At 41.6% G+C, this 25522-nt stretch carries 23 protein-coding genes; 14 read left to right on the plus strand and 9 right to left on the minus strand.

The genetic code is table 11. The features are described 5' to 3' along the window. Positions 1-208 precede the first annotated feature (208 nt). On the plus strand, positions 209-2653 hold the full coding sequence (locus ACMAZF_RS00355) for an endonuclease (RefSeq protein ID WP_435275529.1): 2445 nt from the start codon (positions 209-211) through the stop codon (positions 2651-2653). Positions 2654-2734: 81 nt separating this feature from the next. Here the strand turns inward: ACMAZF_RS00355 and ACMAZF_RS00360 are convergent, their stop codons facing one another. Genes ACMAZF_RS00360 through gmk form a run of 4 tightly spaced genes read right to left on the minus strand, consistent with a single transcriptional unit; the run spans position 2735 to position 6228 of the window. Continuing rightward, positions 2735-3118, minus strand: coding sequence for a RidA family protein (locus tag ACMAZF_RS00360; RefSeq protein WP_435275530.1), 384 nt, complete (start codon positions 3116-3118; stop codon positions 2735-2737). Between the two features lie 20 nt (positions 3119-3138). After that, complete coding sequence (gene spoT, locus ACMAZF_RS00365) at positions 3139-5229, minus strand: bifunctional GTP diphosphokinase/guanosine-3',5'-bis pyrophosphate 3'-pyrophosphohydrolase (RefSeq protein ID WP_435275531.1); 2091 nt, start codon at positions 5227-5229, stop codon at positions 3139-3141. 34 nt (positions 5230-5263) lie between these two features. Further along, complete coding sequence (gene rpoZ / locus ACMAZF_RS00370; RefSeq protein ID WP_435275532.1) at positions 5264-5545, minus strand: DNA-directed RNA polymerase subunit omega; 282 nt, start codon at positions 5543-5545, stop codon at positions 5264-5266. Positions 5546-5601: 56 nt separating this feature from the next. Continuing rightward, positions 5602-6228: a guanylate kinase gene (gene gmk / locus ACMAZF_RS00375; RefSeq protein WP_435275533.1), complete on the minus strand. Its 627-nt coding sequence runs from the start codon at positions 6226-6228 to the stop codon at positions 5602-5604. A 179-nt stretch (positions 6229-6407) separates the two neighbouring features. On the opposite strand from gmk, the gene ACMAZF_RS00380 reads away from it, so the two are divergent. After that, positions 6408-8288: an alkaline phosphatase family protein gene (locus ACMAZF_RS00380; protein WP_435275534.1), complete on the plus strand. Its 1881-nt coding sequence runs from the start codon at positions 6408-6410 to the stop codon at positions 8286-8288. Positions 8289-8305: 17 nt separating this feature from the next. After that, positions 8306-8830, plus strand: coding sequence for a nuclear transport factor 2 family protein (locus tag ACMAZF_RS00385; RefSeq protein WP_435275535.1), 525 nt, complete (start codon positions 8306-8308; stop codon positions 8828-8830). Positions 8831-8883: 53 nt separating this feature from the next. Here ACMAZF_RS00385 and ACMAZF_RS00390 read toward each other — a convergent pair whose 3' ends face one another. From ACMAZF_RS00390 to ACMAZF_RS00400, 3 genes are all read right to left on the minus strand, one after another. Further along, on the minus strand, positions 8884-9636 hold the full coding sequence (locus tag ACMAZF_RS00390; protein WP_435275536.1) for a thioredoxin fold domain-containing protein: 753 nt from the start codon (positions 9634-9636) through the stop codon (positions 8884-8886). A gap of 62 nt (positions 9637-9698) precedes the next feature. Then, a complete protein-coding gene (locus ACMAZF_RS00395) occupies positions 9699-10427 on the minus strand; it encodes a LytR/AlgR family response regulator transcription factor (protein ID WP_435275537.1) in 729 nt (242 codons plus the stop codon). An 8-nt stretch (positions 10428-10435) separates the two neighbouring features. Next, a complete protein-coding gene (locus ACMAZF_RS00400; protein ID WP_435275538.1) occupies positions 10436-11233 on the minus strand; it encodes a sensor histidine kinase in 798 nt (265 codons plus the stop codon). Between the two features lie 124 nt (positions 11234-11357). Between ACMAZF_RS00400 and ACMAZF_RS00405 the strand changes: the two genes are divergently transcribed. From ACMAZF_RS00405 to pyrE, 6 genes are all read left to right on the plus strand, one after another. Then, positions 11358-12248, plus strand: coding sequence for an ABC transporter ATP-binding protein (locus tag ACMAZF_RS00405; RefSeq protein ID WP_435275539.1), 891 nt, complete (start codon positions 11358-11360; stop codon positions 12246-12248). Continuing rightward, positions 12238-15780 (plus strand): M1 family aminopeptidase, encoded by a 3543-nt coding sequence (locus ACMAZF_RS00410; protein ID WP_435275540.1) that lies wholly within the window; start codon positions 12238-12240, stop codon positions 15778-15780. The genes ACMAZF_RS00405 and ACMAZF_RS00410 overlap by 11 nt, the downstream gene beginning before the upstream one ends. Before the next feature lie 144 nt (positions 15781-15924). Then, positions 15925-17124, plus strand: a complete 1200-nt coding sequence (gene sstT, locus ACMAZF_RS00415) for a serine/threonine transporter SstT (protein WP_435275541.1) — start codon at positions 15925-15927, stop codon at positions 17122-17124. A 148-nt stretch (positions 17125-17272) separates the two neighbouring features. Next, positions 17273-18802 carry a leucyl aminopeptidase gene (locus tag ACMAZF_RS00420; RefSeq protein ID WP_435275542.1) on the plus strand — a complete coding sequence of 510 codons (1530 nt, stop codon included), beginning with the start codon at positions 17273-17275 and terminating at the stop codon, positions 18800-18802. A gap of 465 nt (positions 18803-19267) precedes the next feature. Further along, complete coding sequence (gene rph / locus ACMAZF_RS00425) at positions 19268-19999, plus strand: ribonuclease PH (protein WP_435275543.1); 732 nt, start codon at positions 19268-19270, stop codon at positions 19997-19999. A 9-nt stretch (positions 20000-20008) separates the two neighbouring features. Further along, positions 20009-20650 carry an orotate phosphoribosyltransferase gene (gene pyrE, locus ACMAZF_RS00430; protein WP_435275544.1) on the plus strand — a complete coding sequence of 214 codons (642 nt, stop codon included), beginning with the start codon at positions 20009-20011 and terminating at the stop codon, positions 20648-20650. 46 nt (positions 20651-20696) lie between these two features. On the opposite strand, the gene slmA is transcribed toward pyrE, so the two are convergent. Together slmA and coaBC are read right to left on the minus strand one after the other, a co-directional pair. After that, complete coding sequence (slmA, locus tag ACMAZF_RS00435) at positions 20697-21281, minus strand: nucleoid occlusion factor SlmA (protein ID WP_435275545.1); 585 nt, start codon at positions 21279-21281, stop codon at positions 20697-20699. A 55-nt stretch (positions 21282-21336) separates the two neighbouring features. After that, the gene (gene coaBC / locus ACMAZF_RS00440; protein ID WP_435275546.1) at positions 21337-22536 is read right to left on the minus strand and encodes a bifunctional phosphopantothenoylcysteine decarboxylase/phosphopantothenate--cysteine ligase CoaBC; all 1200 of its coding nucleotides are present in this window, start codon (positions 22534-22536) and stop codon (positions 21337-21339) included. Between the two features lie 161 nt (positions 22537-22697). Here coaBC and radC point away from each other — a divergent pair, with 161 nt between their 5' ends. The 5 genes from radC (at position 22698) to mutM (ending at position 25507) form a co-directional block, all read left to right on the plus strand. Beyond that, positions 22698-23387: a RadC family protein gene (gene radC / locus ACMAZF_RS00445; RefSeq protein ID WP_435275547.1), complete on the plus strand. Its 690-nt coding sequence runs from the start codon at positions 22698-22700 to the stop codon at positions 23385-23387. Positions 23388-23597: 210 nt separating this feature from the next. Next, positions 23598-23834, plus strand: coding sequence for a 50S ribosomal protein L28 (gene rpmB / locus ACMAZF_RS00450; RefSeq protein ID WP_435275548.1), 237 nt, complete (start codon positions 23598-23600; stop codon positions 23832-23834). Positions 23835-23844: 10 nt separating this feature from the next. After that, on the plus strand, positions 23845-23997 hold the full coding sequence (gene rpmG / locus ACMAZF_RS00455) for a 50S ribosomal protein L33 (RefSeq protein WP_239440527.1): 153 nt from the start codon (positions 23845-23847) through the stop codon (positions 23995-23997). Between the two features lie 237 nt (positions 23998-24234). Further along, entirely contained in the window at positions 24235-24696 is a 462-nt protein-coding gene (locus tag ACMAZF_RS00460; RefSeq protein WP_435275549.1) for a hypothetical protein, read from the plus strand. Continuing rightward, on the plus strand, positions 24689-25507 hold the full coding sequence (gene mutM, locus ACMAZF_RS00465; protein ID WP_435275550.1) for a bifunctional DNA-formamidopyrimidine glycosylase/DNA-(apurinic or apyrimidinic site) lyase: 819 nt from the start codon (positions 24689-24691) through the stop codon (positions 25505-25507). The genes ACMAZF_RS00460 and mutM overlap by 8 nt, the downstream gene beginning before the upstream one ends. Positions 25508-25522 lie beyond the last annotated feature (15 nt).

Consider the following 25522-nt stretch of genomic DNA (forward strand, 5'->3'; position numbering starts at 1 on the left):
TGCGATATTGTAACAATTCTTGCTTGGTTTTGATAATGTTATTTAATTCAACCCTTTATATTTAAATAAATCATTCATGGTTCTTTTGTACTTATTTTGGTCTGTGGACAATGCTTTTGGACTTAGGTTAAATGCCTGAAAATTGGGAAATTAAGAAAAATTAACTTTTCTTCTGATGTTTTATTGCTCAGTAGCTGGGCAAATATCAATGCCAATTTTACAAACGCGTTTAACGCATTATAAAAAATCATGGAATCCAATGATGAAAATAACTAACAAGCTACAATTAAGTGCATTAGCTTTAGCACTTGGCGTATCAACTGCCGCACAAGCAGATTTGATTATTACTGAGTATGTTGAAGGTGGTAGTAATAATAAAGCTGTCGAACTAACTAACCGGGGTTCACAAGCATTAGATTTAACAGGGTATGTATTAAATCTTCACTCTAATGGCGGAACAGATGCCCGCAACCCACAAGAATTAACAGGTGAATTAGCAGCTGGTGCTAGCTTAGTCATCTACAATAGCCGCGCAACAGATTCATTTAAGAAGCCTGCACCGCAAGGTATTGAATCATCTGTTACCTTTTTCAATGGCGATGATGCACTAACGCTGACACTAAATGGCGCTGTTGTTGATAGCTTTGGTCAAGTCGGTACTGATCCTGGTTCATCGTGGAATGGTCCAAATGGCTTCGCGACTCAGGATAGAACCTTGCGACGTCTTGAGAGTGTAGTAACTGGCGATGTTATTGTGGATGATGCATTTCCTGCGTTAGAGCAACAATGGCAAGTATTTGAGAAAGATACAGCAAACGGTTTAGGTTGTGATGGTGTTGAAGCCTGTGACGGCAGCGTTACTCCACCGGTTGATCCTGTAGACCCTGTCGATCCGGTTGAGCCGACACCGCCAGTGGAATTACCAACTGCTGAATCGCCGTTAGTATTCTCTGAATACATTGAGGGCGGTAGCTTTAACAAAGCGATTGAAATTGCGAACACTGCAGCGACAGAATTAGACCTTGCTGGCTATTCAATCGCGATGTATTCAAATGGTGCAACTGACGCAAAATACACTCTTGATTTATCAGGTGCATTAGCTTCTCAAGGTACCTTAGTTATTTATAACAAAGGCGCTGCAAACGCATTTAAAATTGCCGATGGTATTGAATCGAACGTTACTGCATTTAATGGTGATGATGCTATTTTATTACTATTAAACGGTGCAGTAGTTGATAGCTTTGGCCAATACGGTAGCGATCCTGGCACGTCATGGTCAAATGGTGACTTCAACAGTAAAGATAAAACACTTCGTCGTAAGAATAGTGTTGTTGTTGGTGATAAAATCGTCGGTGACGAATATCCAGGCGCTGGTGTCAGTGAGTGGATTGTTCTACCAAAAGACACTAGTGATGGCTTAGGCTGTTTTGGCGACCAAGTTTGTCCTGATGTCGAGCGTGTTCCTGAGGTTCAACCAAATGATGATGAATGTACTAACTGTCCAACGGTCGCTAAGATTGCTGATCGTGCAACGTACAATGAAAACGTTTATTACGCTAATGCATTAGTCGCTTCTGATGAGGAACTACGTGGCGCGATTAACCAAGATATCACTAAAGATCAGAAGAAATTAACTTACAGTGAAGTTTGGACTGTCGTTACGCATTCAGATGAAGATCCAAATGATGCTGGTAAGGTTATTGAAATCTATACTGGTCGTTCAATTGGTAAAGGTCTAAATGCGGGTAAAATCGGTAATAGTGGTGACGCTTGGAACCGTGAGCACGTATGGGCTAAGAGTCATGGCTTCCCTGACCAAGGTCAGTTTGCTTACACGGATGCACACCATCTTCGTCCAGCTGATGCATCAGTAAACTCAGAGCGCAGTAACTTAGATTTCGATAATGGCGGTACACCAATTACTGAAGCACCTGAAAATGCAAAAGATGGTGATTCATTTGAGCCTCGCGACACCATGAAAGGTGACGTAGCACGTATGCTGTTCTATATGGATGTGCGTTATGAAGGCGCTGCTTCAGACAACACACCAGATCTTGTATTAGTAGATCGCGTTGGTACTGAAAACGGTTCTCCTGAATTAGGTAAACTTTGTACGCTTTATGCTTGGCATCAAGCGGATCCTGTAAGCGACTGGGAACGTAACCGCAATACTGTGGTATATGAGTTCCAAGGTAACCGTAATCCGTTTATCGATCGTCCTGAATGGGTTCAACAAATCTTTGGCGCCGCTTGTGGTGATGCACCCATCGTTAATACAGCACCAACATTGGACATTCCAACAGTTGACGCTGTGACTGAAGGTGAATCAGTATCGGTAACTGCGATAGCTGCCGATGAACAAGGCGATGAGTTAACTTACCTATGGACACAAACTGCTGGTCCTGCTGTTGCATTCGATGCAACAACTGCGACATTAAGCTTTACTGCGCCAGAAGTTGATGAAGATACAACGGTAGTATTTACACTAGTCGTATCTGATGGTGAGTTATCGGTTGAAAAGAGTGTGTCTATTGCTATTGAAGCAAAACCAGCACCAATTCATCCTGCAATTGCTGCAGTCATTGCTTATATCAAACGAATTTTAGCTTATTTCGCTTGGTTACAATCTCTGTTTTCTAAATTTTGGTTTTAATGACTAATTTCAGATAGCAAATAAAAAAAAGCCCAAATAACACAGTTATTTGGGCTTTTTTAATGAGTCGTTAAAGGTGGTCTAAAGCACCATCACGCCATCCATTTCAACTTGACTACCTTTTGGTAGCGCACTTACTTCAATTGCTGCACGTGCCGGGTAAGGCTGCTCAAAGTAACGAGACATAACATCATTAACCGTGGCGAAGTTACTTAAGTCAGTCATGAAGATATTAAGTTTGACGATATCATTCATGTTACCGCCAGCGGCTTTAGTCACTGCTGTTAAGTTGTCAAATACTTGAACTACTTGTGCTTCAAAATCTTCGCTGACCATTTCCATCGTTGATGGAACTAATGGGATCTGACCTGACAGATAAACAGTATTGTCGACTTTTACAGCCTGGCTGTAGGTACCAATAGCTGCGGGAGCATTGTCTGTTGCAATAATTTCTTTATTCGCCATCTTATTATTCTCTATAAAAGTTAATGTTTGATACGTGATACTTTAATTACGTCTGTTAATACGCGAACACGACGGAACACGTTCGCAAGATGAATACGATCGTTGACACTAATTAGGGCGTCAATCATGTAGATCTTACCTTCTCTTTCTTCCGTATTCATCGAATGTATATTGGCGCCAGCTTTAGAGATTGCGGTAGTTACTGCTGCTAAAATACCTTGATGGTTGATCATCTCAATACGCATACGCGTGACATATTCTTCTTCGCTGTCGTTGTTCCATTCAACATGGACATACTTGTCTTTTTCTTTTTCAAACCCAGAAATATTGGCACAAGACTCTATGTGAATCACTAAACCCTTTCCTGGACTTAAATGCGCAATGACTGGATCGCCTGGAATTGGGCGACAACATTTAGCATAAGAAACCAACATACCGTCGGCACCTTTAATTGACACTTTTTGCTGATCTTCATCAACAAGGCCGTCAGTCAATTGATGCGCGATTGCAAAACTCATCGCATTGCCAAGGCCAATGTTTGAAAGTAGTTCGTCAAAAGATTCATTATTGGTGTCTTTAACGACTCTGGCGACTAACTCCTGATCTAAGGTATCAAGCTCAATATCACCCATCGCGTGTTTAAGTAGGCGACGACCCAACTTAATTGATTCTTGGGTATGACGATTTTTAAGAATGTTTCTAATTTTAGATCGGGCGCGTGCTGTCACTACAAAATTCAACCATGCAGCGTTTGGCTGAGAGCCTGGTGCTGTGATGATTTCAACGGTTTGACCGCTGGTCAGTGGTTGGCTTAATGGATACGCTTGTCTATTAACACGACTACCTACACAGGCGTTACCAACATCGGTGTGCACAGCATAAGCAAAATCAACAGGTGTTGATCCTGCAGGAAGTTCTAACAGGTTACCGTCTGGCGTGAAGACATAAATTTCGTCAGGGAATAAGTCTGTTTTGACATTTTCGATAAATTCAAATGAGTTGCCGGCACTTTGTTGTAGCTCTAATAAGCTTTGAACCCAACGACGAGCACGTACTTGAGCTGTTGTACCTTGAGAGTCATCATTTTTATAAACCCAATGGGCAGCGACGCCTTTGTTAGCCATTTGATCCATGTGCTCAGTACGAATTTGTACTTCTACAGGAATGCCGTGTGGTCCTAACAAAGATGTATGCAATGATTGATAACCATTGGCTTTAGGCAGTGCAATATAATCTTTAAAACGTCCTGGGCGCGGCTTGAATAAGGTATGGATTGCGCCAAGGCTACGATAACAGGTGTCGATACTGTCAACGATAATACGGAATGCGTAAATATCCATCACGTCTTCAAATTGAATCTCTTTACTACGCATTTTGTTATAAATGGAATAAAGATTCTTTTGACGACCTACTATTTCAGCTTTGATATCCGCTTCTTCAAGTCGACCAAGAATCTCTTGTTCGACGTTGTTGAGCATCTCTTTGCGATTACCTTTGGCGTGCTTTACAACTTCATTTAGAACACGAAAACGGTTTGGGTAAAGCCCTTTAAAACCAAGCTCTTCCAATTCATATTTAATATTATGAATACCGAGACGATTGGCAATTGGCGCGTAAATATCTAAGGTTTCGCGGGCAATGCGGCGACGTTTATCAGGGCGTAATGAACCCAAAGTGCGCATGTTGTGAGTGCGGTCAGCAAGTTTTATCAGAATAACTCGTAAATCTTGCACCATTGCCATCATCATTTTACGAAAGTTTTCGGCTTGCGCCTCTTTCTTATCGCGAAATTTAAGCTTGTCGAGTTTGGAAACACCTTCAACGAGTTCACCAACGGTGACACCAAATTGTGCGGCGAGTTCGTCTTGGGTGACTTCAGTATCTTCGATAACGTCATGGAGCAATGCTGCCATTAACGTTTCGTGGTCAAGACGCATGTCTGCCAAAATTTGGCAAACAGCGACGGGGTGAGTTACATAAGGTTCGCCTGACGAGCGGAATTGACCTTCGTGCGCTGCATGAGCGACTTTGTAAGCTTCAATGACTTGCTCAACTTGAGCAGGTTCAAGGTAGCTCGATGCTACCTCTACTAGGTTTTCTATGAGATACAATATTCACCCCGACGTTGAAAAGGATGAAGCGCAATTACTCGCTGATTCGGCCTTCTGCAATGGCAGCTACCGCAGCAAGTTCAGCCGCTTCTTGTTCGCGTTGTACAACACGCTCACACTCATCCATTGTTTCATTGGTCACTAGACCTTTTTCAATTTCACGAAGTGCTACTACTGTTGGTTTATCGTTTTCTTCGTCTACTAGAGCGTCTTGGCCGCCGTTTGCTAACTGACGAGCACGACGTGCTGCTGTTAGGATTAAGTCAAAACGGTTACCAACTTGATCTAAAGCATCTTCAACTGTTACGCGAGCCATGGAAACTCCTAAATTTGTGTGTATAAAAAATGACGCAAAAGTATACTCGATTTGAATTACTGCGCCAACAGATCTTTTAACATATCACTATGTTTTAGTGATTGTTGTGCTCTAGCTAGACGATTGCCTTTGATAATAGCACTAAAATCGACTAACGCTTGTTCAAAATCATCATTAATAATTAAATAATCATACTCGTCATAATGTGACATTTCACTAACTGCTTGCTGCATGCGTGACGTGATGACTTCATCACTATCAGTACCACGACCAACTAAGCGTCGTTCAAGCTCATTACGCGAAGGCGGCATGATGAAAATGCCCTTTGCTTGTGGCATCAGTTCTTTCACTTGGCGAGCACCTTGCCAATCGATATCTAAGAAAACATCAATACCATTGGCTAGCTGTTCTTCTATGACGGTACGTGATGTGCCGTAATAGTTATCGAAAACCTGCGCCCACTCAAAAAACACCCCGTCATCGATTAGTGATTTGAACTCATCTACATTGACAAAATGGTAGTGAATACCATTTTCTTCACCTGGACGAGGGCCTCGAGTGGTGTGTGACACTGAAACTTGCAAGTCTTTGACTGTGTTTTTCTGGATTAACGCCGAAATTAAACTCGATTTACCTGCACCACTTGGGGCTGAAACAATGTATAGGGTGCCTAGCGCGGCCATGAACGTCTCCAACAAACTTGTTTAAAAAATTTGTTACAAATATACCGTAATTCGTGGCTAATGCCCATCAACAAAGTATCCTTGAAGCAATTTTTGTGCATTGTCACTATTGTTACTTGCTATTGCCAATTTTTTGCGAGATAACAAGGCATTATTTTGAGGGAAAACAAGGTTTATACGTGTTAGACAATATTCTCGCTGGGCCGATTTTACGGCGTTTATCAACGACACAATTGATTTTGTGGTGGGTGAGTCCACAACCGTGTCGTGGCCAGTTTCAGTGCTATATTGACGATCAATCAGTAATGAATGTTGCGCTGGCTAAAGACAGCGTTAGTGAATATCGCGTAGGCGCTAACGCGGTTATTCACTTATTGGATATCGAGATAGATTTACCAATAGATACCTATATTGAATATGATTTATTGCTTGATACAGAGCGAGGCATTGAACCTCTAGCAAAGTCTCTTCCTCATTTGATGTATGACGGAAAGTCACGCCCATCCTTTATTATTCAGCCTCAAATTACCAATATTTTACATGGCTCTTGTCGTAATCCGCATGCTGGTTGCGAAGACAGTCTGTTGGCTGGTGATAACTTGATTAGTAATGCATTAAGTGACAGCGAGTCAAGGCCCTCGTTGTTGATGATGAGTGGTGATCAGATTTATGCAGATCACGTTGCCGCACCAACGCTTTACGCTATTCATCAGGTGATTGATTTACTGGGACTCAATGATGAGTTATTTGACGGTTGTGAGTTAAAAACCGCTGATGAATTACATCAGCTCAACGAACAGTATTATTATCGCCATGATTATCTACCGACCACTGAGCTTGGTGCGCCTTGGTATCGTAAGAATGCTAAACAAGATATTTTCACCTCCGTGTATGCTCATAACCATTTGATTTCGTTTGCCGAAGTGATGGCAATGTACTTGATGGTGTGGTCGCCATCGTTGTGGAGTAAGGTTTCGTTGAGTGGTTATGATGTGCCGAGTGCGTTTGAAAAAATGCATAAAGGTGAGCGTGATGCCATTACTGGATTTATTGACGGACTGCCACAAGTTCAACGTTTACTGGCTCATATTCCAACCTACATGATTTTCGACGACCACGACGTCACTGACGATTGGAATCTGACGGCATTGTGGGAGCAAGCCGCTTATGAGAATCCATTTTCTAAACGGATCATTGGTAACATGATGATGGGATACTGGTTGTGCCAAGGTTGGGGCAACGATCCATCACAGTTTGATAGTGATTTCATGGGAATAGCTAATAGTTATAATGGCTTACCCAATAAAGAGAATCATGATTCATTTATTGATAAAGTGCTGCAATTCGCTAAATGGCACTTTACGCTAGACACCTATCCAAAAGTTGTTGTTGTTGATAGTCGTACCCGACGTTGGCGCAGTGAGCAAGATCTTGCACACCCATCTGGTTTGATGGATTGGGAAGCCATGTGTGAACTCCAACAAGAATTGATCGGCGAAGATGCTATTTTATTAGTATCACCAGCGCCGATTTTTGGTGTGAAAATTATTGAAACCATCCAGCGCATTGCGACAACCTGTGGTAAACCGCTTGTGGTGGATGCTGAAAACTGGATGGCTCATCCAGGTTCGGCCAGCACAATTCTTAATATCTTTAGGCACCCCAAGACACCACAACATTTTGTGATTTTATCTGGTGACGTCCATTATTCGTTTGTCTATGACATCGAGCTTAGATTTAGAGAACACTCACCCAAGATATGGCAAGTAACATCCAGTGGAATCAAAAATATGTTCCCAGAGCCGCTGATTGGCTGTCTCGATCATCTTAACCGTTGGTTATATGGTTCATACTCGCCACTTAACTTTTTCACTAAGCGTCGTTCTATGCGTGTAAAAGGTCGGGATGTCATGGGTGCTGGACAACGCCGTTTAATAGCGAAAAGCGGCTTGGGTTACCTAGAACTCAACAGTGATGGTTCACCACGTTTAATATGCGATTTACACAACGACGGTACTAAAACTGAATTTGTCGAAGGACATGAAGAACAAATACCTTAAATTTACAAGGACACCCTATGAAGAAAATATATTTATCGGCAGTTGCTGGCATGTTAATGCTTGGTGCACTAACTGGCTGTCAGTCAACTATAAAACCCGATACTGAAGTTGCAACGATCCAAATTAATCAGTTCATGGAACAATGGCATCGTGCTGCTGCAAAAGCTGATGCTGATGGCTACTTTGGTGCGATGAATAAAGAGTCTATTTTCATTGGCACTGATGCTTTAGAAAACTGGCGTAAAGATGCGTTTTTCGATTGGAGCAAGAAATACTTTGAACGCGGCAAAGCGTGGGATTTTACGGCAATAGATCGCAATATATATTTCTCTGAAGATCGCAAAATTGCTTGGTTTGATGAGCTACTTGATACGCGTAATTTAGGTATTTGTCGCGGTTCAGGTGTTATACGAATGACTGATGCTGGTTGGAAGATTGAACATTATGTGTTGTCTGTTACCTCACCGAATGAAACGGTTGATAAAGTGACAGAACTTAATAAGTCATTTGAAGCTGGTATTAAGGCTAAATTTAGTAAATAACCAGTAAAGAGTTCAGCGCTTCGATGCTGAACTCTTGTCATTATTAATTGGAATTAAATGCCTAATGCTTCGGCCAATTTATCTGCTGGCAAGTAGCCTGGCAGTAATTCGCCTGATTCCATAATTATCGCTGGTGTTCCTGTAACACCTAAACGGTTTCCAAGAATAAAGTGCTGTGCTACTGGGTTGTCTTTACAAGCAGCGGTATACACTGGCTGACCGTTTTTCAGTTTGGTTAATGCGTCTTGTTTGTCATCTGAGCACCATGCGCTGACGACCTTATTATAAGACGGTGAGTTAATGCCAGCACGTGGGTAGGCTAGGTAGCGAACCTCAATACCTAAATCATTAATTTTAGCCATTTCTTTGTGTAACTTACGGCAGTAACCACAGTCCACATCGGTGAATACCGTAATGCTGGTTTTCTTTTTTCCCGTTGCCGGATAAACAATCATTTCTTTTTCGTCGATAGCTGCAATGGCGGCTTTACGAGGCCCTTCAAGGCGTTTTTCTTTTACATTAACAAAGCGTTGACCCGAAATTTGAAGTAAGTCGCCAGTAAAAAAGTAATCCCCTTTAGGGACATAATAAACACTGCCTTTGCCTGAAAAATTAAGTAAATACATACCGTCAATATCAGTTTTTTCAATATCTGATACCACAAGCTCAGGACGTACACTGGCAAACTTTTTGGCGATACTGTCTTTTTCGGTTTGAGATATTTGTGCGAAAGCGTTGATACTAGAAAGCATTAAGCTGGCGGGAAGTGCGACAACTGCACACTTTTTCAATAACTTACTAAACATTTTTGTTCCTAATTAATGGGGGCCATTTACCCCGAATTTTATATTTCCCGAAGGTTAACACATCATAATGACGATTGATGTGTTTTCTCTATATTGGCCAATAATGATTTTACACTGGGTTTATAAACACGACCAACAGGGATTGTGATATCACCGAGGGTTAATTCGTTCGCTGTAAATAAGGTTACAGCATTGAGAGCTACTAAATAAGAACGGTGGACACGGCAAAAAATCTCAGCAGGTAGCAATTTTTCAAAATCAGAGATCTTCATTTGACTGATTATGTGGCCATCACTTAGCTCAATGGAGGTAAAATTGCCGTTGGCTTTGATAAAGCGAATATCAGTTAGCGGCACTTTGTGGTGTTTTTTTTCATCCTTAATGAATATGTGATTTGAGGTTGATTTAGTCGGATTAGGTGCGCTGTCACTGACAGTGAGCTCGGCGCTTACTTTTCTCACTGCTTTTTCAAAACGCTCAAAATCAAAAGGTTTTAACAGGTAGTCGCTAATGGCGTATTCGTAACTTTCTAAGGCGTACTCTTTGTGCGCCGAAATAATGATGACCTTGGGTGGATTACTCAGCGATTGTAGAAACTCGAATCCAGAGACTTGGGGCATATGAATGTCGAGAAAAATGAAATCGACTTGATGCTGAGCTAAGAACTCTTTGGCTTGCTCTGCATTATGGCAGTTGCCTTGATGGGTTAAATAATCGATTTTACGGGCGAAACTTTCGATTAGCGTGTGAGCAAGCGGCTCGTCGTCGATAATGGCAAAGGTAAGTGACATGGTGTTTCCTAGGTCAAATCTATGATTACTTTGGTGTAAAATTCATTACTTTCAGTGCGCTCAATGTATTGATGTTTGTTTGGGTAGAGCAGTTTCAAACGTCGCTTGAGATTGACGATACCAAGACCGCCAGATCGTTGTTGATGCTTTTTAGATTCCAGCACTTGCGGATCAAAGTTATTACGCAATTCGAATGCTATTGATTGTTGATTGGTCGTTAGGGTGAATTCAATGTATTGACCGTTGGTTTGTGTGTCTATGCCGTGTTTAAAGGCGTTTTCAAGCAAGTTGATGAATAAGAGTGGCGGGATCCGCTGCGCCATATTCTCACATTGCTGAATAAAGGTAATATCGAGGGCATTTTTATGGCGTATTTGATTGAGTTCTATGAAGTTATTAAGGTAGTTTATTTCATCTTCTACGGAAACGCTGTTTTTGCGGCCATCGTAAATGGTAAAGCGCATCATTTGTGATAGCTTGTAAATAACCTCTTGTGTTAAATCAGATTTTTCAATGGCGAGTCCGTACAGATTGTTTAATGTGTTAAAGAAAAAGTGCGGGTTAATCTGGCTCTTTAATAAGTTGAGCTCGGCTGTTAGCGTTTCTTGATGCAGGTTATCGATAATTTGTTGCTGTTTAAAGCGATCGCGAATAAGCCACACGATAGGAATCATCAACGAGATGGTAAGAAAAACAATGAGTAAATCAGGCTGGTTACTTTGATACAGCCAAAATAAAAAGCCTGCGTATAACGCTAACGCTCCAACGAGTTTCACGCTGGTTAATAGGTGATTTTTTTGAATCAAAACTGAATCCTAGGATGAAAATATGTCGTTCGTGTGGTTTTAAATGTCGTTCGTCATTTGTTTCACCATCGCATAAAAAGCCATCGTACACTAGCCTTATCAAAAAATGTTATTGGAAACGTTCATGTTAAATATTAGAAATCTTTCAAAGACCTATGACAATGGAGTCAAAGCGCTAAACGGTGTTTCACTGGATATTGAACCAGGACTATTTGGGTTGTTAGGACCTAACGGCGCGGGAAAATCTAGCTTAATGCGCACTATTGCGACGTTACAGTTGCCAACGCATGGGCAAATTAGTTTCGACAATAAAGACATTATTAAAAATCCTAACATTTTGCGTTCATGTTTAGGCTATTTACCGCAAGAATTTGGTGTTTACCCTAAGGTTTCTTGCTATCAATTGCTTGAGCATATGGCTCTGCTTAAAGGCCTAACGGATCATAAAACACGGTCGAGACAAATTGAGCAGTTGTTACATCAAACCAATCTTTATGATGTCCGTAAGAAAGATGTCAGTTCTTTTTCTGGTGGCATGCGTCAACGCTTTGGTATCGCACAAGCGTTGTTGGGAGCGCCTAAATTAGTCATTGTTGATGAGCCAACGGCGGGTCTAGACCCCTACGAGCGCAATCGCTTTCACAATCTATTGTGTGAAATAGGCGAAAATGTTGTGGTTATCTTGTCCACACATATCGTTGAAGATGTCAGCCAGTTGTGTCCAAACATGGCGATTTTAGCCCAAGGTCAGGTGCAATTGACGGGCAAGCCCCACCAATTAGTTAAAAGCATTGAAGGTACTTTGTGGGGCAAGGTCGTTGAAAAATCGCAAGTGGCTGGCTATCAAGTGAAGTTTGATGTGATTTCAGAACAATTGATTACAGGAAAAACGCAACTCATTGTCCAAAGTGAATTCCAGCCTGAAATTGGTTTTGAACCAGTGACTCCTAATTTAGAAGACGTGTATTTTTCGACGCTTCACCAACTTAAAAAAGGTGAAACACATGATCTTTAAGTTAACGCAATTCGAATTACGAGCGCATTTTAAACAAATTGGCTTTTGGATTGCTGCGTTGTTGTTAGCGTGGATGACCTTCATTGTGACGGGTCAACGCGGCTCTAACCTATTGTTTGCTAATTCAGCCTTTGCCATCACGCAAACCACGTTGTTTATCGTGCCAAATATTATCTTTGTGGTTTGTGTCTTAGCTTCATCAACGCTATTGCGAGATAGCCAATACAAGGTGGAGCCGCTTATCTTTGCGACGCCGATTGATAAGTTTGAATATTTAACCAGCCGCTTCTTGGGGTTGTTGTTCGCAACGTTGACCCTAATGCTGTTCACTATAGCAGTGATGATGCTGACGTTGATTAAGTTAGATCCTGCATTAGTTGGTCCCTTCCGTTTACAGTATTATTTTGCTGCTTTTTGTATCTTTATGGTGCCAACTGCAATTTTCGCCTGTTGTGTAGTATTTGCTACTGCGATGTTTAGCAAAAGTATGATTGCCGTTTATGTATCGGGTATTGTGGTTTATGTGCTTTACATCATTGGCTCGGTATTTGGTAACTCACCATTATTGGCTAATTCATCGCCAATTCTTGAGTCTGGCTCAGGCTTCTCTTCTTTATTAGAACCGTACGGATTTATTGCCTTCATGGCGCAATCTGCCACGTGGAGTGTCCAACAGAAAAACGTACTGATGCCATTGTTATCTGGTGAGCTACTCGCTAATCGCATCTTGTGGTTAGCGATAAGCGCAGGCTTATTTGCATTTACCTATCAATGTTTCAGTTTTAGAAAAGCCAAAACAGTTAACGCTAAAAAAGCTGAACCAGCGAAAACGCTTGGCGTTCGTTTGTTTACTCAATGGCAAGCGGTGGCGGTGAATCACAATTTTACTCACTTTAATTTGGCCATCTGGTGGTCGAAGATAAAGCTAGAATACCGCACTGTGACGCAAGGATTTACCTTTATCGTCTTGCTGGTGGTGACTGTGGTGTTTTCAGTCGCGTTATTAATTGGCAATATTTTCTCGGGGCCTATTTCAGGTGGTCAGCCTTATTTCCCGTCAACGGAATTAATTTTAGAAATGCTTGAACAGCCGCTGTCAGATATCGGCATGTTGGTGGCAATTTTCTTCACGGTAGAACTGTTTTGGAACGAGCGAAACGTCAATATCAACGGTTTGATTGACGCGACGCCAACGCGAAACTTTACCTTGTATTTCGCTAAATTAGCCACGGTATTAGCGGTTGGCTTTAGCTTGATTACCGTTAGCATTCTGTGCGCGATTGCCTTTCAGCTGAGCCAGCGATATTACAATATCGATTTGTTTATTTACTTATCGTTGTACTACTACGCAGGCGTGCCTATTTTATTGATCACCTTGCTGACATTATTTTTACAGCGCTTTGCTACCACAAAGTCACTAGGGCTGTTGTTTGGTTTTGGTGTGTTCTTTGCCAATATTTTTGTCAAAGCAGCAATATTCGAACATCCTTTAATTTCATTTGCATATCGTCCACAGTTTATTTTCTCGGATATGACGGAAGCTCACTATCATCTAGATGCGCTGCATTGGTATAACGCTTATTGGTTGAGTTTCGCGCTAATCTTAGCGGTACTAACAGTTAAAATGTGGCAACGCGGGATATCTACTGTTAACCAAAGTATTGGTCGAATGGGTGTAGCAACGCTGTCGGTTGCTGCTATCGGCATGTTGGTAAGTGGTAGTTACATCTATTCTCAAGTGAATATTGAACATGATTTTGTAACGGCTGAGCAGCGTTTTGATCAGCAAGAGGAATATGAAAAGCGCTATCAGTCATTTAAAAATATGGCTGTGCCGACGGTGACTGATATTACTGCCGATGTTGATATTTTCCCAAAAGAACGCAGTTATCACGTTAAGGGACGCTATCAATTTGAAAATAAAACCGTGCAAGTGATTGATAAGTTGTTGGTTTCAGTAGTTAGTAGCGGTGCTATTGATGCAGAGTTAACGCTTGAAGGGGCTTCGTTAATTGAATTTGATGAAGTGAATAATCAATATATCTATCAGTTTAACACCCCGTTGTTGCCTAATGCGATTGGCGGTTTGAGTTTTAATTATGTGATTACCCATAGTCCTTTTGTTGAATTAGATGGCGAGCACTATGTGACGGAAAAGGGTTCATACATCGAATTGGAAGATGTGATTCCTCAGTTTGGTTATGACTCACGTTTGGCCATTAACAGTGAGCGTGAGCGGGAGAAACGAAAATTAGCCTCGATGTTATATCCAGCACCAACCCGCAGCGATCAAAAAATAGCAGACGATTGGGTTAACTTTGAAACCACGGTCTCGACTAGTGCCGATCAATCTGTGGTTGCAGTAGGTAAGCTAGCAAATAGCTGGAAAGAGGGCGATAGAAATTATTTCCACTACAAGTCTAACGGCAAGGTTAATAAGCAGTTTGCGTACGTATCGGCAGTGTTTACTGAGCATAAAAAATACCATAAGGGCGTCGATATCACCATATATCATCATCCTAAGCACGATAAAGACAATGCTTTGGTGAATCATGCATTGACCCATACCATGGATTACTTTTCGAAAAACTTTAAGTCTTATGAAAATGATTATTTCACGGTGGCGGAGTTACCGTACTTTTCAAGCAATCAATCTTTTGGTAGCGCCCAACCTGGCGTGTATTTAGGGGTAGAAAACCGTTTCTTTAATCTAAACAACGAAGGTGCAGAGGTAAATCCATTGTTGCGTGGTGTATCACATGAGTTTGCCCATCAATATTGGGGTAACTATATCGAGCCGAACTATATTGGCGGCTATGCAATACTGACGGAAACCTTGTGTAAATACACTGAATTAGTAATGGCGCGTCAGCTCTACGGTGAATACGCAGCTAACGAAGAAGTGCATTTGTCGATTGACCGCTATTTAAACATGCGTTCGCACAATCCACGTATCGAAAACCCGTTATATGCGGCAGGATTTGAACCCTTCCTTTACTATGCTAAGGGCAAGCAAGTGATGCATGCTATGTTGGGCTTACTGGGAGAGGAGAAAATTAATCTCGCGCTGAAAGGGCTGTTGGCCTCTCATGGCTATCCTAAAAAACCAACCTCACTCGATTTGCTCGATGCTTTTTATGGTGTGGCTAACGAGAAGCAAAAGCTGATTATTGACGATATGTTTAAGCGAGTGGTGTTTCATGACTTTGAAATTCATAGTGCGGAAACTGCGGTTAACGCTGAAGGGCTTTATGCCACACAAATCGATGTTAGCACTTTAAAACTCGTGTTAGATCAGGAGACAAATCAAGAGGTGGCTGAGCTCATCGATGACGCTATCGAAATTGGTCTCTATAGCGGTTTTCCAGAAGTTGATAACAGCAATATGCTGACGTTAACCAAGCTGCATTTTAACAGCGACCGCAGTGTGGTGACTGTGTATTCGACCGAAAAACCTCAATACGTGCAGATAGATCCAAACCGCTATCGTATCGATCGCGCAGTGGCTAATAATGTAATGGAAATACAGTAGGATCTGTTGAAGGCAGTCAGCTTTAATTGACAGTTGATATAGTTTTTATATCGACTGTCGTTGGACTTTAGTTGAGGACGATGATACAAAACGCTCTTCAGACGGCTCATTGGGTCGTTCATCAATAATAATAAGAGTCGTCTTATGATCGAAAAAATCAAATCACTTGGCCTTGTAAGCCAAATTATAATCGGGATTATTCTCGGTGTTGCAATCGCCTTATCAGCGCCAGAAATGGCCAAATCACTGTCTTTGTTTGGTGATCTATTCATTAAAGGCCTAAAAGCTGTTGCCCCGATTTTGGTGTTTGTACTGGTGGCGGCGTCTATTGCCAATCAAAAATCAGATAGCGACGCTAACATCAAGCCTATCGTTGGTTTATATTTTTTAGGGACTCTCAGTGCAGCGATGGTTGCGGTGTTAATGAGTTTTGCCTTCCCAACCATACTGACCTTAGAGCTCGCTGGTGCTAATGCCAATCCGCCACAGGGTCTGAGCGAGGTGTTAAAAACATTGGCATTTAAAATCGTAGATAACCCAATCAATGCCATTATGACGGGTAACTTTGTTGGTATCTTGGCTTGGGGTATTGGTTTAGGTATTGCGCTAAAGCACGCCAATGAGTCGACCAAAAATACTGTGCAAGATATGTCTAATGCCGTGTCATCGATTGTACGTTTAGTCATTAAATTTGCGCCGCTAGGTGTTATGGGATTAGTGGCAAACACCGTGGCAACCACAGGTTTTGACACGCTCTCAGAATACAGTCGTTTAGTCGTTGTACTGGTGAGCTCAATGCTGATGATTGCGTTGATTATCAATCCGCTGATCGTATTTGCAGTGACCCGTAAAAATCCATACCCGTTAGTGCTTACTTGTCTTAGAGAGTCAGGTATTACTGCGTTCTTCACGCGTAGCTCTGCGGCAAACATTCCAGTTAACATGGCGCTTTGTAAAAAACTAAATTTACACGAAGATACCTACTCAGTCTCTATCCCGCTGGGAGCCACGGTAAACATGGCTGGCGCGGCAATTACGATTACCGTACTGACATTAGCTACGGCGAATACACTGGGGATTGATGTTGATTTTACTACGGCTATTTTACTGAGCTTGGTTGCGTCGGTTGCCGCGTGTGGTTCTTCTGGCGTGGCTGGTGGTTCGCTACTGTTAATTCCATTAGCTTGTAGCTTGTTTGGTATTACTGATGATATCGCGATGCAAGTGGTTGCTATTGGCTTTATTATCGGCGTGATTCAAGATTCCGCAGAAACCGCACTAAACAGTTCAACTGACGTCGTATTCTCTGCGGCAGCATCGCACTTTGTCACCAGTGATGAATAGATAGTTACACCTGCAATTAATAAAATAGCGAATTCTCAATCGCTATTTTTAACGATTGCAGGTACAAACAGCAATTGCAGATTTAGACATATTATGTCATTGTCTGCGCCGTTTATTTTTATCAACCTTGTTAATTTGTGAGAACCTTATGTTTATCAAGAAAAGTCTTACCGTAGCTGCAACACTTGCTGCATTTGGATTAAGTCAATCTGCGCTGGCTGAAAAATTTGATTTTTCATCGTCTGCGAAAAAGGCCGACTCAGTTGTTGTATTTCAAGCTGGCGATGAAATATCTCCGGACTTAAAACGTTTAGACAAGCAGTCTCAATCACAAATTTCTGCAGCATTAAAAGCGGCTGATTTTAGTGGTAAATCTAAGGAAATCGTTGAACTACTAGCACCTGCTGGATTAAATGCACAGCGACTAATCGTGGTAGGTTTAGGGGAAGATGCAAAGCTTAATGCTGGCGACGTTAATTTAGTTGGCGCTAATATTAGTGCCAAGCTTAAAAGTGTCAAGGCGAGTGATGTTCAAGTCTTTACACAAGGCGTTTCAGACAATGTAAGCAATGCTAGTTTTGCTGCACAATTGGCACATGGCATTAACTTACGTGCTTATAAATTTGATAAATACTTATCAAAAAAACGTCCAAGTGAAAAAAACTATCGCATGGTAGTTTCACAACCCAATAAAGCTGAATCTCGTTACGAAAAACTTGAAGCCATTGAAGCAGGTGTGTTTTTAGCCCGTGATCTAACGTCTGAAGTACCTACAGAAATGAACCCAGCGCATTTTGCTAAAGCAGCAAAAGAACTTAAAAAACTGGGTGTTGACGTTAAAGTATTAACACCTAAGCAAATTAAGAAAATGGGCATGGGCGCATTACATGCGGTGGGACGTGGTTCATCTGAAGGTTCACGTTTAGTGGTTGCTCATTGGAAAGGCAGTGATGATGTACCTATCGCTTTAGTCGGCAAAGGCATTACATTTGATTCTGGTGGTTATAACGTTAAGACGGGTAGCTCTATCGCTAATATGAAGTCTGACATGGCCGGAGCTGCTGCTGTTCTAGGTACAGTTAAAGCGATGGCATTGCAAAAAGCACCAGTGAATGTTGTTGCTGTAATGGGCATGGCGGCAAATATGGTCTCTAAAACGTCTGTTGCGCCTGGTGATGTTGTGATGACCGCCGAAGGTAAGAGTGTGGAAATTCTAAATACTGATGCTGAAGGCCGTTTAGTGCTGGCTGATAGCTTGTGGTATGCACGTAAACACTATTCTCCTCAAGTAATGATCGATGTTGCAACATTAACGGGCTCAAAAATTCGCGCTGTGGGTAACCGTTATTCGGCAATATTTAGTGATGACGATACGTTAGTAACACAGCTCACTGCGTCAGGTAAAAATGTTGAAGAAAAGCTATGGCGCTTACCGCTTGCATACGGCGATATGCTGAAAAGCCCAATTGCTGATATGACCAACCTTGGCTCTGGCGGTCCTGGTGCATCAACAGCGGCAATGTTCTTAAAAGCATTTACTGGTGATACCAAGTGGGCTCACTTAGATATCGCAGGTAACGCACTGACTAAATCCGATAAAGGTGTTGCACAATCTGGTGGTACAGGCCACGGTGTTCGTCTATTAAGCGATTGGATTTTAACAACACAAGTTAAATAAGCATTACTAGGGTCTGTTGATCTTTTGAGTTCATTTTTGCAGCAATTTGTTTGAGGTTTCTACAAGGCAGAGCCTATGTGGTGTAGCTGGCTACACGAATAGGCGATAACGCCGTAGAAATAACAAACAAATGCTGTCAGTTGGATTCATCTAAAAGGATTTTGTGCCGCGTTATTCGTCATTCACCTAGATAAACTAGGCATCAATCCTCATGCCTTGCCCAAAACCCTTTTAGATTGAACAAAATTTGAACCACAAAGATCAACAGACCCTAGCAAACGCGAGTTATTAAAAGCTTGTTAGTTTGTCCGATGAGATCAAGAATCCAGTGACTAACATCACTGGATTTTTCACGTCTACTTCCGTTGTTTGTACCCTTCAAATCTCCAAGTTCCCATAGCTATCAATGGGCAGTCGCTTTATAATACCCAGCAAATTTAATCTTTAATTAACTGAGTAGATGCCATGACTGCAACAACGATGGAGCGTCCAAGCGGACGTCGTAATGACCAAGTAAGGGAAGTAAGCTTTATCCGTAATTACACTGAACACGCAGAAGGCTCAGTATTGGTTGAGTTTGGTGGCACTAAGGTTTTATGTAACGCCACTGTTGAAGTCGGTGTTCCACGTTTCTTAAAGGGCAAAGGCCAAGGTTGGATCACTGCTGAATATGGTATGTTACCTCGTTCAACGCATTCGCGTATGCGCCGTGAAGCTAATGCTGGTAAACAAGGCGGTCGAACTTTAGAGATTCAACGTCTTATTGCACGTTCATTACGTGCCGCAGTTGATTTGGAAGCTTTGGGTGAATTTACGATTACCTTGGATTGCGACGTAATTCAAGCCGATGGCGGTACACGCACAGCGTCTATTACAGGCGCTTGTGTTGCACTTGTTGAAGCATTGCGCTACATGCAAGAAAACAAAATGATTAAAAAAGACCCGCTAAAATACATGATTGCTGCGATTTCAGTTGGCATCTATAAAGGTGAAGCGGTTTGTGACTTGGATTATCCAGAAGACAGCGATGCTGAAACAGACATGAATGTTGTTATGGCTGATAATGGTAAAATGATTGAAGTGCAAGGTACAGCAGAAGGTGAACCTTTTAGCCATCAAGAACTATTATCTATGCTTTCGTTGGCGGAAGGCGGTATTAAAGATTTATTCGTTAAACAGTTAGAAACTTTGAAATAGGGTAGAGAGATGAAACAGTATCAAATTGATTTTATTGAATTTGCGTTAGAACGTGGTGTATTAAAGTTTGGTGAATTCACCCTTAAATCGGGTCGCATTAGCCCTTATTTCTTTAACGCTGGTTTGTTTAATACAGGTCGTGATTTAGCGCGCTTAGGTCGTTTTTACGCGGCAGCGCTAATGGATAGCGGTGTTGATTACGACTTATTATTTGGCCCTGCGTATAAAGGCATTCCAATCGCTTCTGCAACCGCACTGCAATTGTGTGAACAGCATGATATCGATATGCCATATTGCTTTAACCGCAAAGAGAAAAAAGCCCATGGCGAAGGCGGCAGCTTAGTAGGTAGTGAGTTGAAAGGCAAAGTCATGCTGGTGGATGATGTGATTACTGCTGGCACAGCAATTCGTGAGTCGATGGACATCATTAACGACGCTGGTGCTGAATTAGCTGGCGTGCTAATTGCCTTAGATCGTCAAGAAAAAGGTCAAGGCGAGTTATCTGCTATTCAAGAAATTGAACGTGATTACGGCTCAACCATGATTTCAATCGTGACTTTAGGTGACTTAATTGGTTACTTAACTGAGAAAGGCGAAATGGGCGATACGCTAGCAAGCGTAACGGCGTATCGTGAGCAGTACGGTATTTAAGGCGGCAATTTAAATAATAAAAAGGGACGATAAACGTCCCTTTTTATTATCCTAGCAACTTAGCAAATTGTTGCCACTGTTGTTCAAATCCTTCAGTGGGTTTCGTTTTAAAACCACTGCGAACAAATTGATTTACGCGTCCTTCAGCATAGGCTAATAGCATGTTAGCGAGCTGTGCTTCGTCAATGTCAAAGCTTTTGCCTTCGCGTAGTTTTCGCTCACGTAAAATCTGCTTTAAATGCGTCTCTAACTTATCAAATAGTTGGCTAATTCGCTCGCGCAATCTGTCATGCTCACCCAGCAATGCATCCCCAGTCAAAATACGGGTAATACCAGGGTTCTTTTCAGCAAACAGTAAAACTAATTGAATGATGTGGTGGCAACGCAAGAGCGTGTTCTTCTCTTCGCTTGTGATGATATTGACGCGTGACAACACAGACTGCTCAATGAATTCGATTAAGCCTTCAAACATACGTGCTTTAGACGGGAAGTGGCGATAAAGTGCTGCTTCTGATACGCCAACTTCTGCAGCCAGTTTTGCCGTAGTAATACGGTTTCCTGGTGTTTCAAGCATATGAGCTAATGATTGGAGTATTTGTTCGCGACGGTTCGATTTTTTAGTGACGGCCATGAGGCAACTAATCCTACTGCTGTGGTTGTGTTGTTAAACTGCGATACATTATAAATTATTGGGCATGATTGTAATGCTTAATAATTTCAACTACTAGTTGTTTTGCTAATTCTTGTTTATCGGCCAAAGGTAAATCAAGTTTACCTTGTTTCCAATATAAAGTGAGGGCATTGTCATCACTGTTAAATCCTTGTCCTGCAATGCTGACATTATTAGCAGCTATCATGTCTAATTTTTTGCGAGTTAACTTTCCACGAGCATAGGTTTCAACGTCTTGGGTTTCCGCTGCAAAGCCGACACAAAAAGGGCGATTAGCTGTCAATGCGGAAACATCTGCCAGAATATCAGGGTTTTTAATCATGGTGACGGTCATATCGTCGTCATTTTTCTTAATTTTTTGATCGCTTACATTGCTCGGACGATAATCAGCGACTGCGGCACAAGCAATAAATATATCGTGGGATGGCGCTTGTGCCATTGCTTGCTCATGCATGTCACTTGCGCTCACTACATCTAAACGTTTTGTGTTATGCGGTGTTGCTAATGATACTGGCCCAGAAATTAGTGTCACATTCGCGCCAATCTGTTGTGCTGCTTGTGCAATGGCAAAGCCCATTTTTCCTGAGCTATGATTGCTAATATATCTCACTGGATCAATGGCTTCTCTCGTTGGCCCTGCGGTAATTAGAATGTTTAAATCAAGTGATTTAGGCGTAAAGTGTGCTTGAATTAATTCAACGATTTGCATCGGTTCTAATAGGCGACCTTTACCTATATCACCACAAGCCTGCTCGCCACTTGCTGGTCCCCAAATATGCATTCCTATGTTACGTAAACTTGTAAGGTTTCTCTGTGTCGTTTTTGCTGCATACATTTGCTGGTTCATTGCTGGTACGATAGCGATAGGGGCATCAGTGGCTAGACAAATAGTCGTTAGCAGATCATTCGCCATACCAGCATTTATTTTAGCAATAACATCCGCTGTCGCTGGAGCAATTACAACTAAATCAGCCCACTTAGCTAGCTCTATATGGCCCATAGAAGCTTCTGCTGCTGGATCGAGCAAGCTATCACTGACTGGATTACCGCTAACGGCTTGTAGGGTTAGCGGCGTAATGAATTCTTTGGCACCGCTGGTCATCACAACACGAACATCGCAATTTAGATCTTTTAAACGACGAACTATTTCTGGACATTTATAAGCGGCAATACCGCCTGTAATACCAAGGACAACTTTTTTATTTTCAAGTGTCATTAACTAAACCCTTGTGAACAGATGAACAATTTGTGGCATACGATAGCATAAAGTCGGTGAGATTCGCGTAGTTGAGCCATAATTATTCCTTCGGTGCTTATTGAGTGAGGATATCGCCCTTAAGAGTGTGAGCAGAACTGTGAAATATTAGGGAGTGACACATGACTGAAAATCATTGTTCAATTAAAGAGTGGCCTATGCAAATGAGGCCACGAGAAAAGCTATTGCAGTATGGAGCTGATACATTATCAGATAGTGAATTATTAGCTATTTTTTTACGAACAGGCGTTAAGGGGTGCTCGGCAGTTGAATTGGCTAACAAACTGTTGGTGAGTTTTGGCGATTTAAGTGCACTGTTATCAGCAACGCAACAGGATTTTTGTGCCCATGCTGGATTAGGGCCCGCAAAGTATGCACAGTTGACGGCAGTACTGGAAATGAGCGAGCGTTATCATCGTCATCAGCTTGAGCGTAATATTTCACTGACAAGCTCTAATGCAGTGGCACAATATTTATCACAGTTATTACGCCAACTTCCTTATGAGTGTTTTTATGTGCTGTACCTTGATACTCAACATCAACTAATTAGTTGTGATGAGCTGTTTAGAGGCACTATAAACTCGGCTAATGTGTATCCCAGAGAGATAGTTCGTGAAGTTATTAAGTATAATGCTGCGAGTGTCATTTTAAGTCACAACCATCCGTCAGGCATTGCGACACCAAGTGATGCCGATCGTCGTATAACCCAGCGAATTGTTGAGGCATTGGCGCTGATCGACGTCACGGTTTTAGATCATTTTATCATTGGCCAAAATGATCCTTATTCTTTTGCTGATCATGGTCTACTTTAATTGTTTTTTTTCTGTTAGAATTGCCGCGTTTTTGAGAGCGACTCTCCTTTATTTCCTTAAAAGGAGTAAAAGTAGCCTCTTTTATGAACATCACTTGTATCAGGCGTATGTTGTCATTGATTACATACGGCCCTCATTTGAGTCGCGAGCAAAGACCAGATGAGGCACATTTATAGCTCGAGCTAGTACAAATATTTTTGGAGGACATTCATGTCTAAAGTATGCCAAGTAACTGGTAAAAAACCAGCAACAGGTAACAACGTATCGCACGCAAAAAACCATACGCGTCGTCGTTTTTTACCAAATCTTCACACTCACCGCTTTTGGGTTGAAAGTGAAAACCGTTTCGTTAAATTACGCCTTACTACTAAAGGTATGCGTATTATCGATAAGAAAGGTATTGACGTAGTATTAGCAGAGATGCGTACTCGTGGTGAAAAGGTTTAAGGAATAGATTATGCGCGATAAAATCAAATTAGTTTCAAGTGCAAGCAGCCACTTTTACACAACTGACAAGAACAAACGTACTATGCCTGAGAAATTAGAGCTTAAAAAGTATGACCCAATTGTTCGCAAACACGTAATGTACAAAGAAGCTAAAATCAAATAATTGATTTTTTCTTTATACAGTGTGATAAAAACCCAGCTTCGGCTGGGTTTTTTTATGCCCAAAATAAACGGTGAGCTTTTTATTCTCGGCAAAACCTGAGCATCCACATCCGGAATCGGGCGATGCAATAGATGGCAAGGAGCTGATCTGCACTTAATTAAATAAGTTGAACCGCAAACTATTTAATTTTTCTTATTTCACAGTAGACTAGTATCACTTTATTTTACGGAGACGGTTGTGGGTTTATCTCGAAAAGGTTGGAACAATGTTTTAATTTTTGCCTGTATGGGCATGATTATTTTATTTAATCTCATGAATGATAAGTTAGTGGCTAATGCTGAAGGAGAAGTTGTTAGCATCTTACCTGAGCAAAGCATGATTTTAACGCTTGAATATCCCCAGTTTTCTATTGAACGCCTTGGCACAAGCTGGCGCATAACCCCCAACGAGTCACTTGAGCAAGATAATGTTGCTCCCTTAATTGAAGCGTGGCTTAAGCTATCTGGTGAAGTGAGTGTCGCGACCAGTGAAGAAGAAGGCTTTCGAGTAACATTATGGCTTGCGGGAAAAGAGCATCCAACCAAGTTGTGGATCCAACCGCAAAGTCAGTTAGTGACAGACATCATCTCGCAAGATGTTTGGAAAATCACGCCACACCAACTATCTACCATTAACAAAGCGGTTGAAAATAATGCCTGAGTTACCAGAAGTTGAAGTGAGTCGGTTAGGTGTTAGCCAGCATTTAAATGGTGAAGTCATTACCGATATTGTCATCAGAACCCCAAAGTTAAGATGGGATATTCCTAAAGCGGATTTGGCTAAACTTGTTGGCCAAAAGATAACGGCTATTTCTCGTCGTGCTAAGTATCTAATTATTGAAACTGTTATTGGCCATATCATTATTCATTTAGGAATGTCGGGTAGTTTACGAGTGATCGATAGTACAACTGAGCTTAAAAAACATGATCATGTCGATGTCGCTGTTGGCAATAAAGTACTAAGACTTAATGATCCACGTCGGTTTGGCGCTGTGCTTTATGCTAATGAATCTGGTGAGCATAAGGTATTTGAGAAATTAGGCCCAGAGCCTTTAACTGATGCGTTTAGTGCACAGCATTTAATAGCTAAATGCTCAAAACGAAAAGCTGCCATTAAGCTAGTGATTATGGATAATCCTGTGGTGGTTGGTGTTGGTAATATTTACGCCAATGAAGCGTTATTTTTAACAGGTATTCATCCGTTAACACCTGCGAATCAGGTGTCAACCGCTAAATTAATTGCGCTAACACAAACAATTAAAGATGTTTTAGCAGCCGCTATCAAACAAGGCGGAACTACTTTAAAAGATTTTAGTCAGACCGATGGTAAGCCAGGCTATTTCGCTCAATCGTTATTTGTTTATGGCCGTGAAGGGGAAGCATGTTTGCGTTGTAAAACAATCTTGAAAGCCGTTAAAATAGGCCAAAGAGCTTCGACATATTGTAAAAAATGTCAGCCTATTGATATGTAATTTTACTACTGAATA

This window comes from Psychrobium sp. nBUS_13, assembly GCF_051201665.1.
Lineage (GTDB): Bacteria > Pseudomonadota > Gammaproteobacteria > Enterobacterales > Psychrobiaceae > Psychrobium.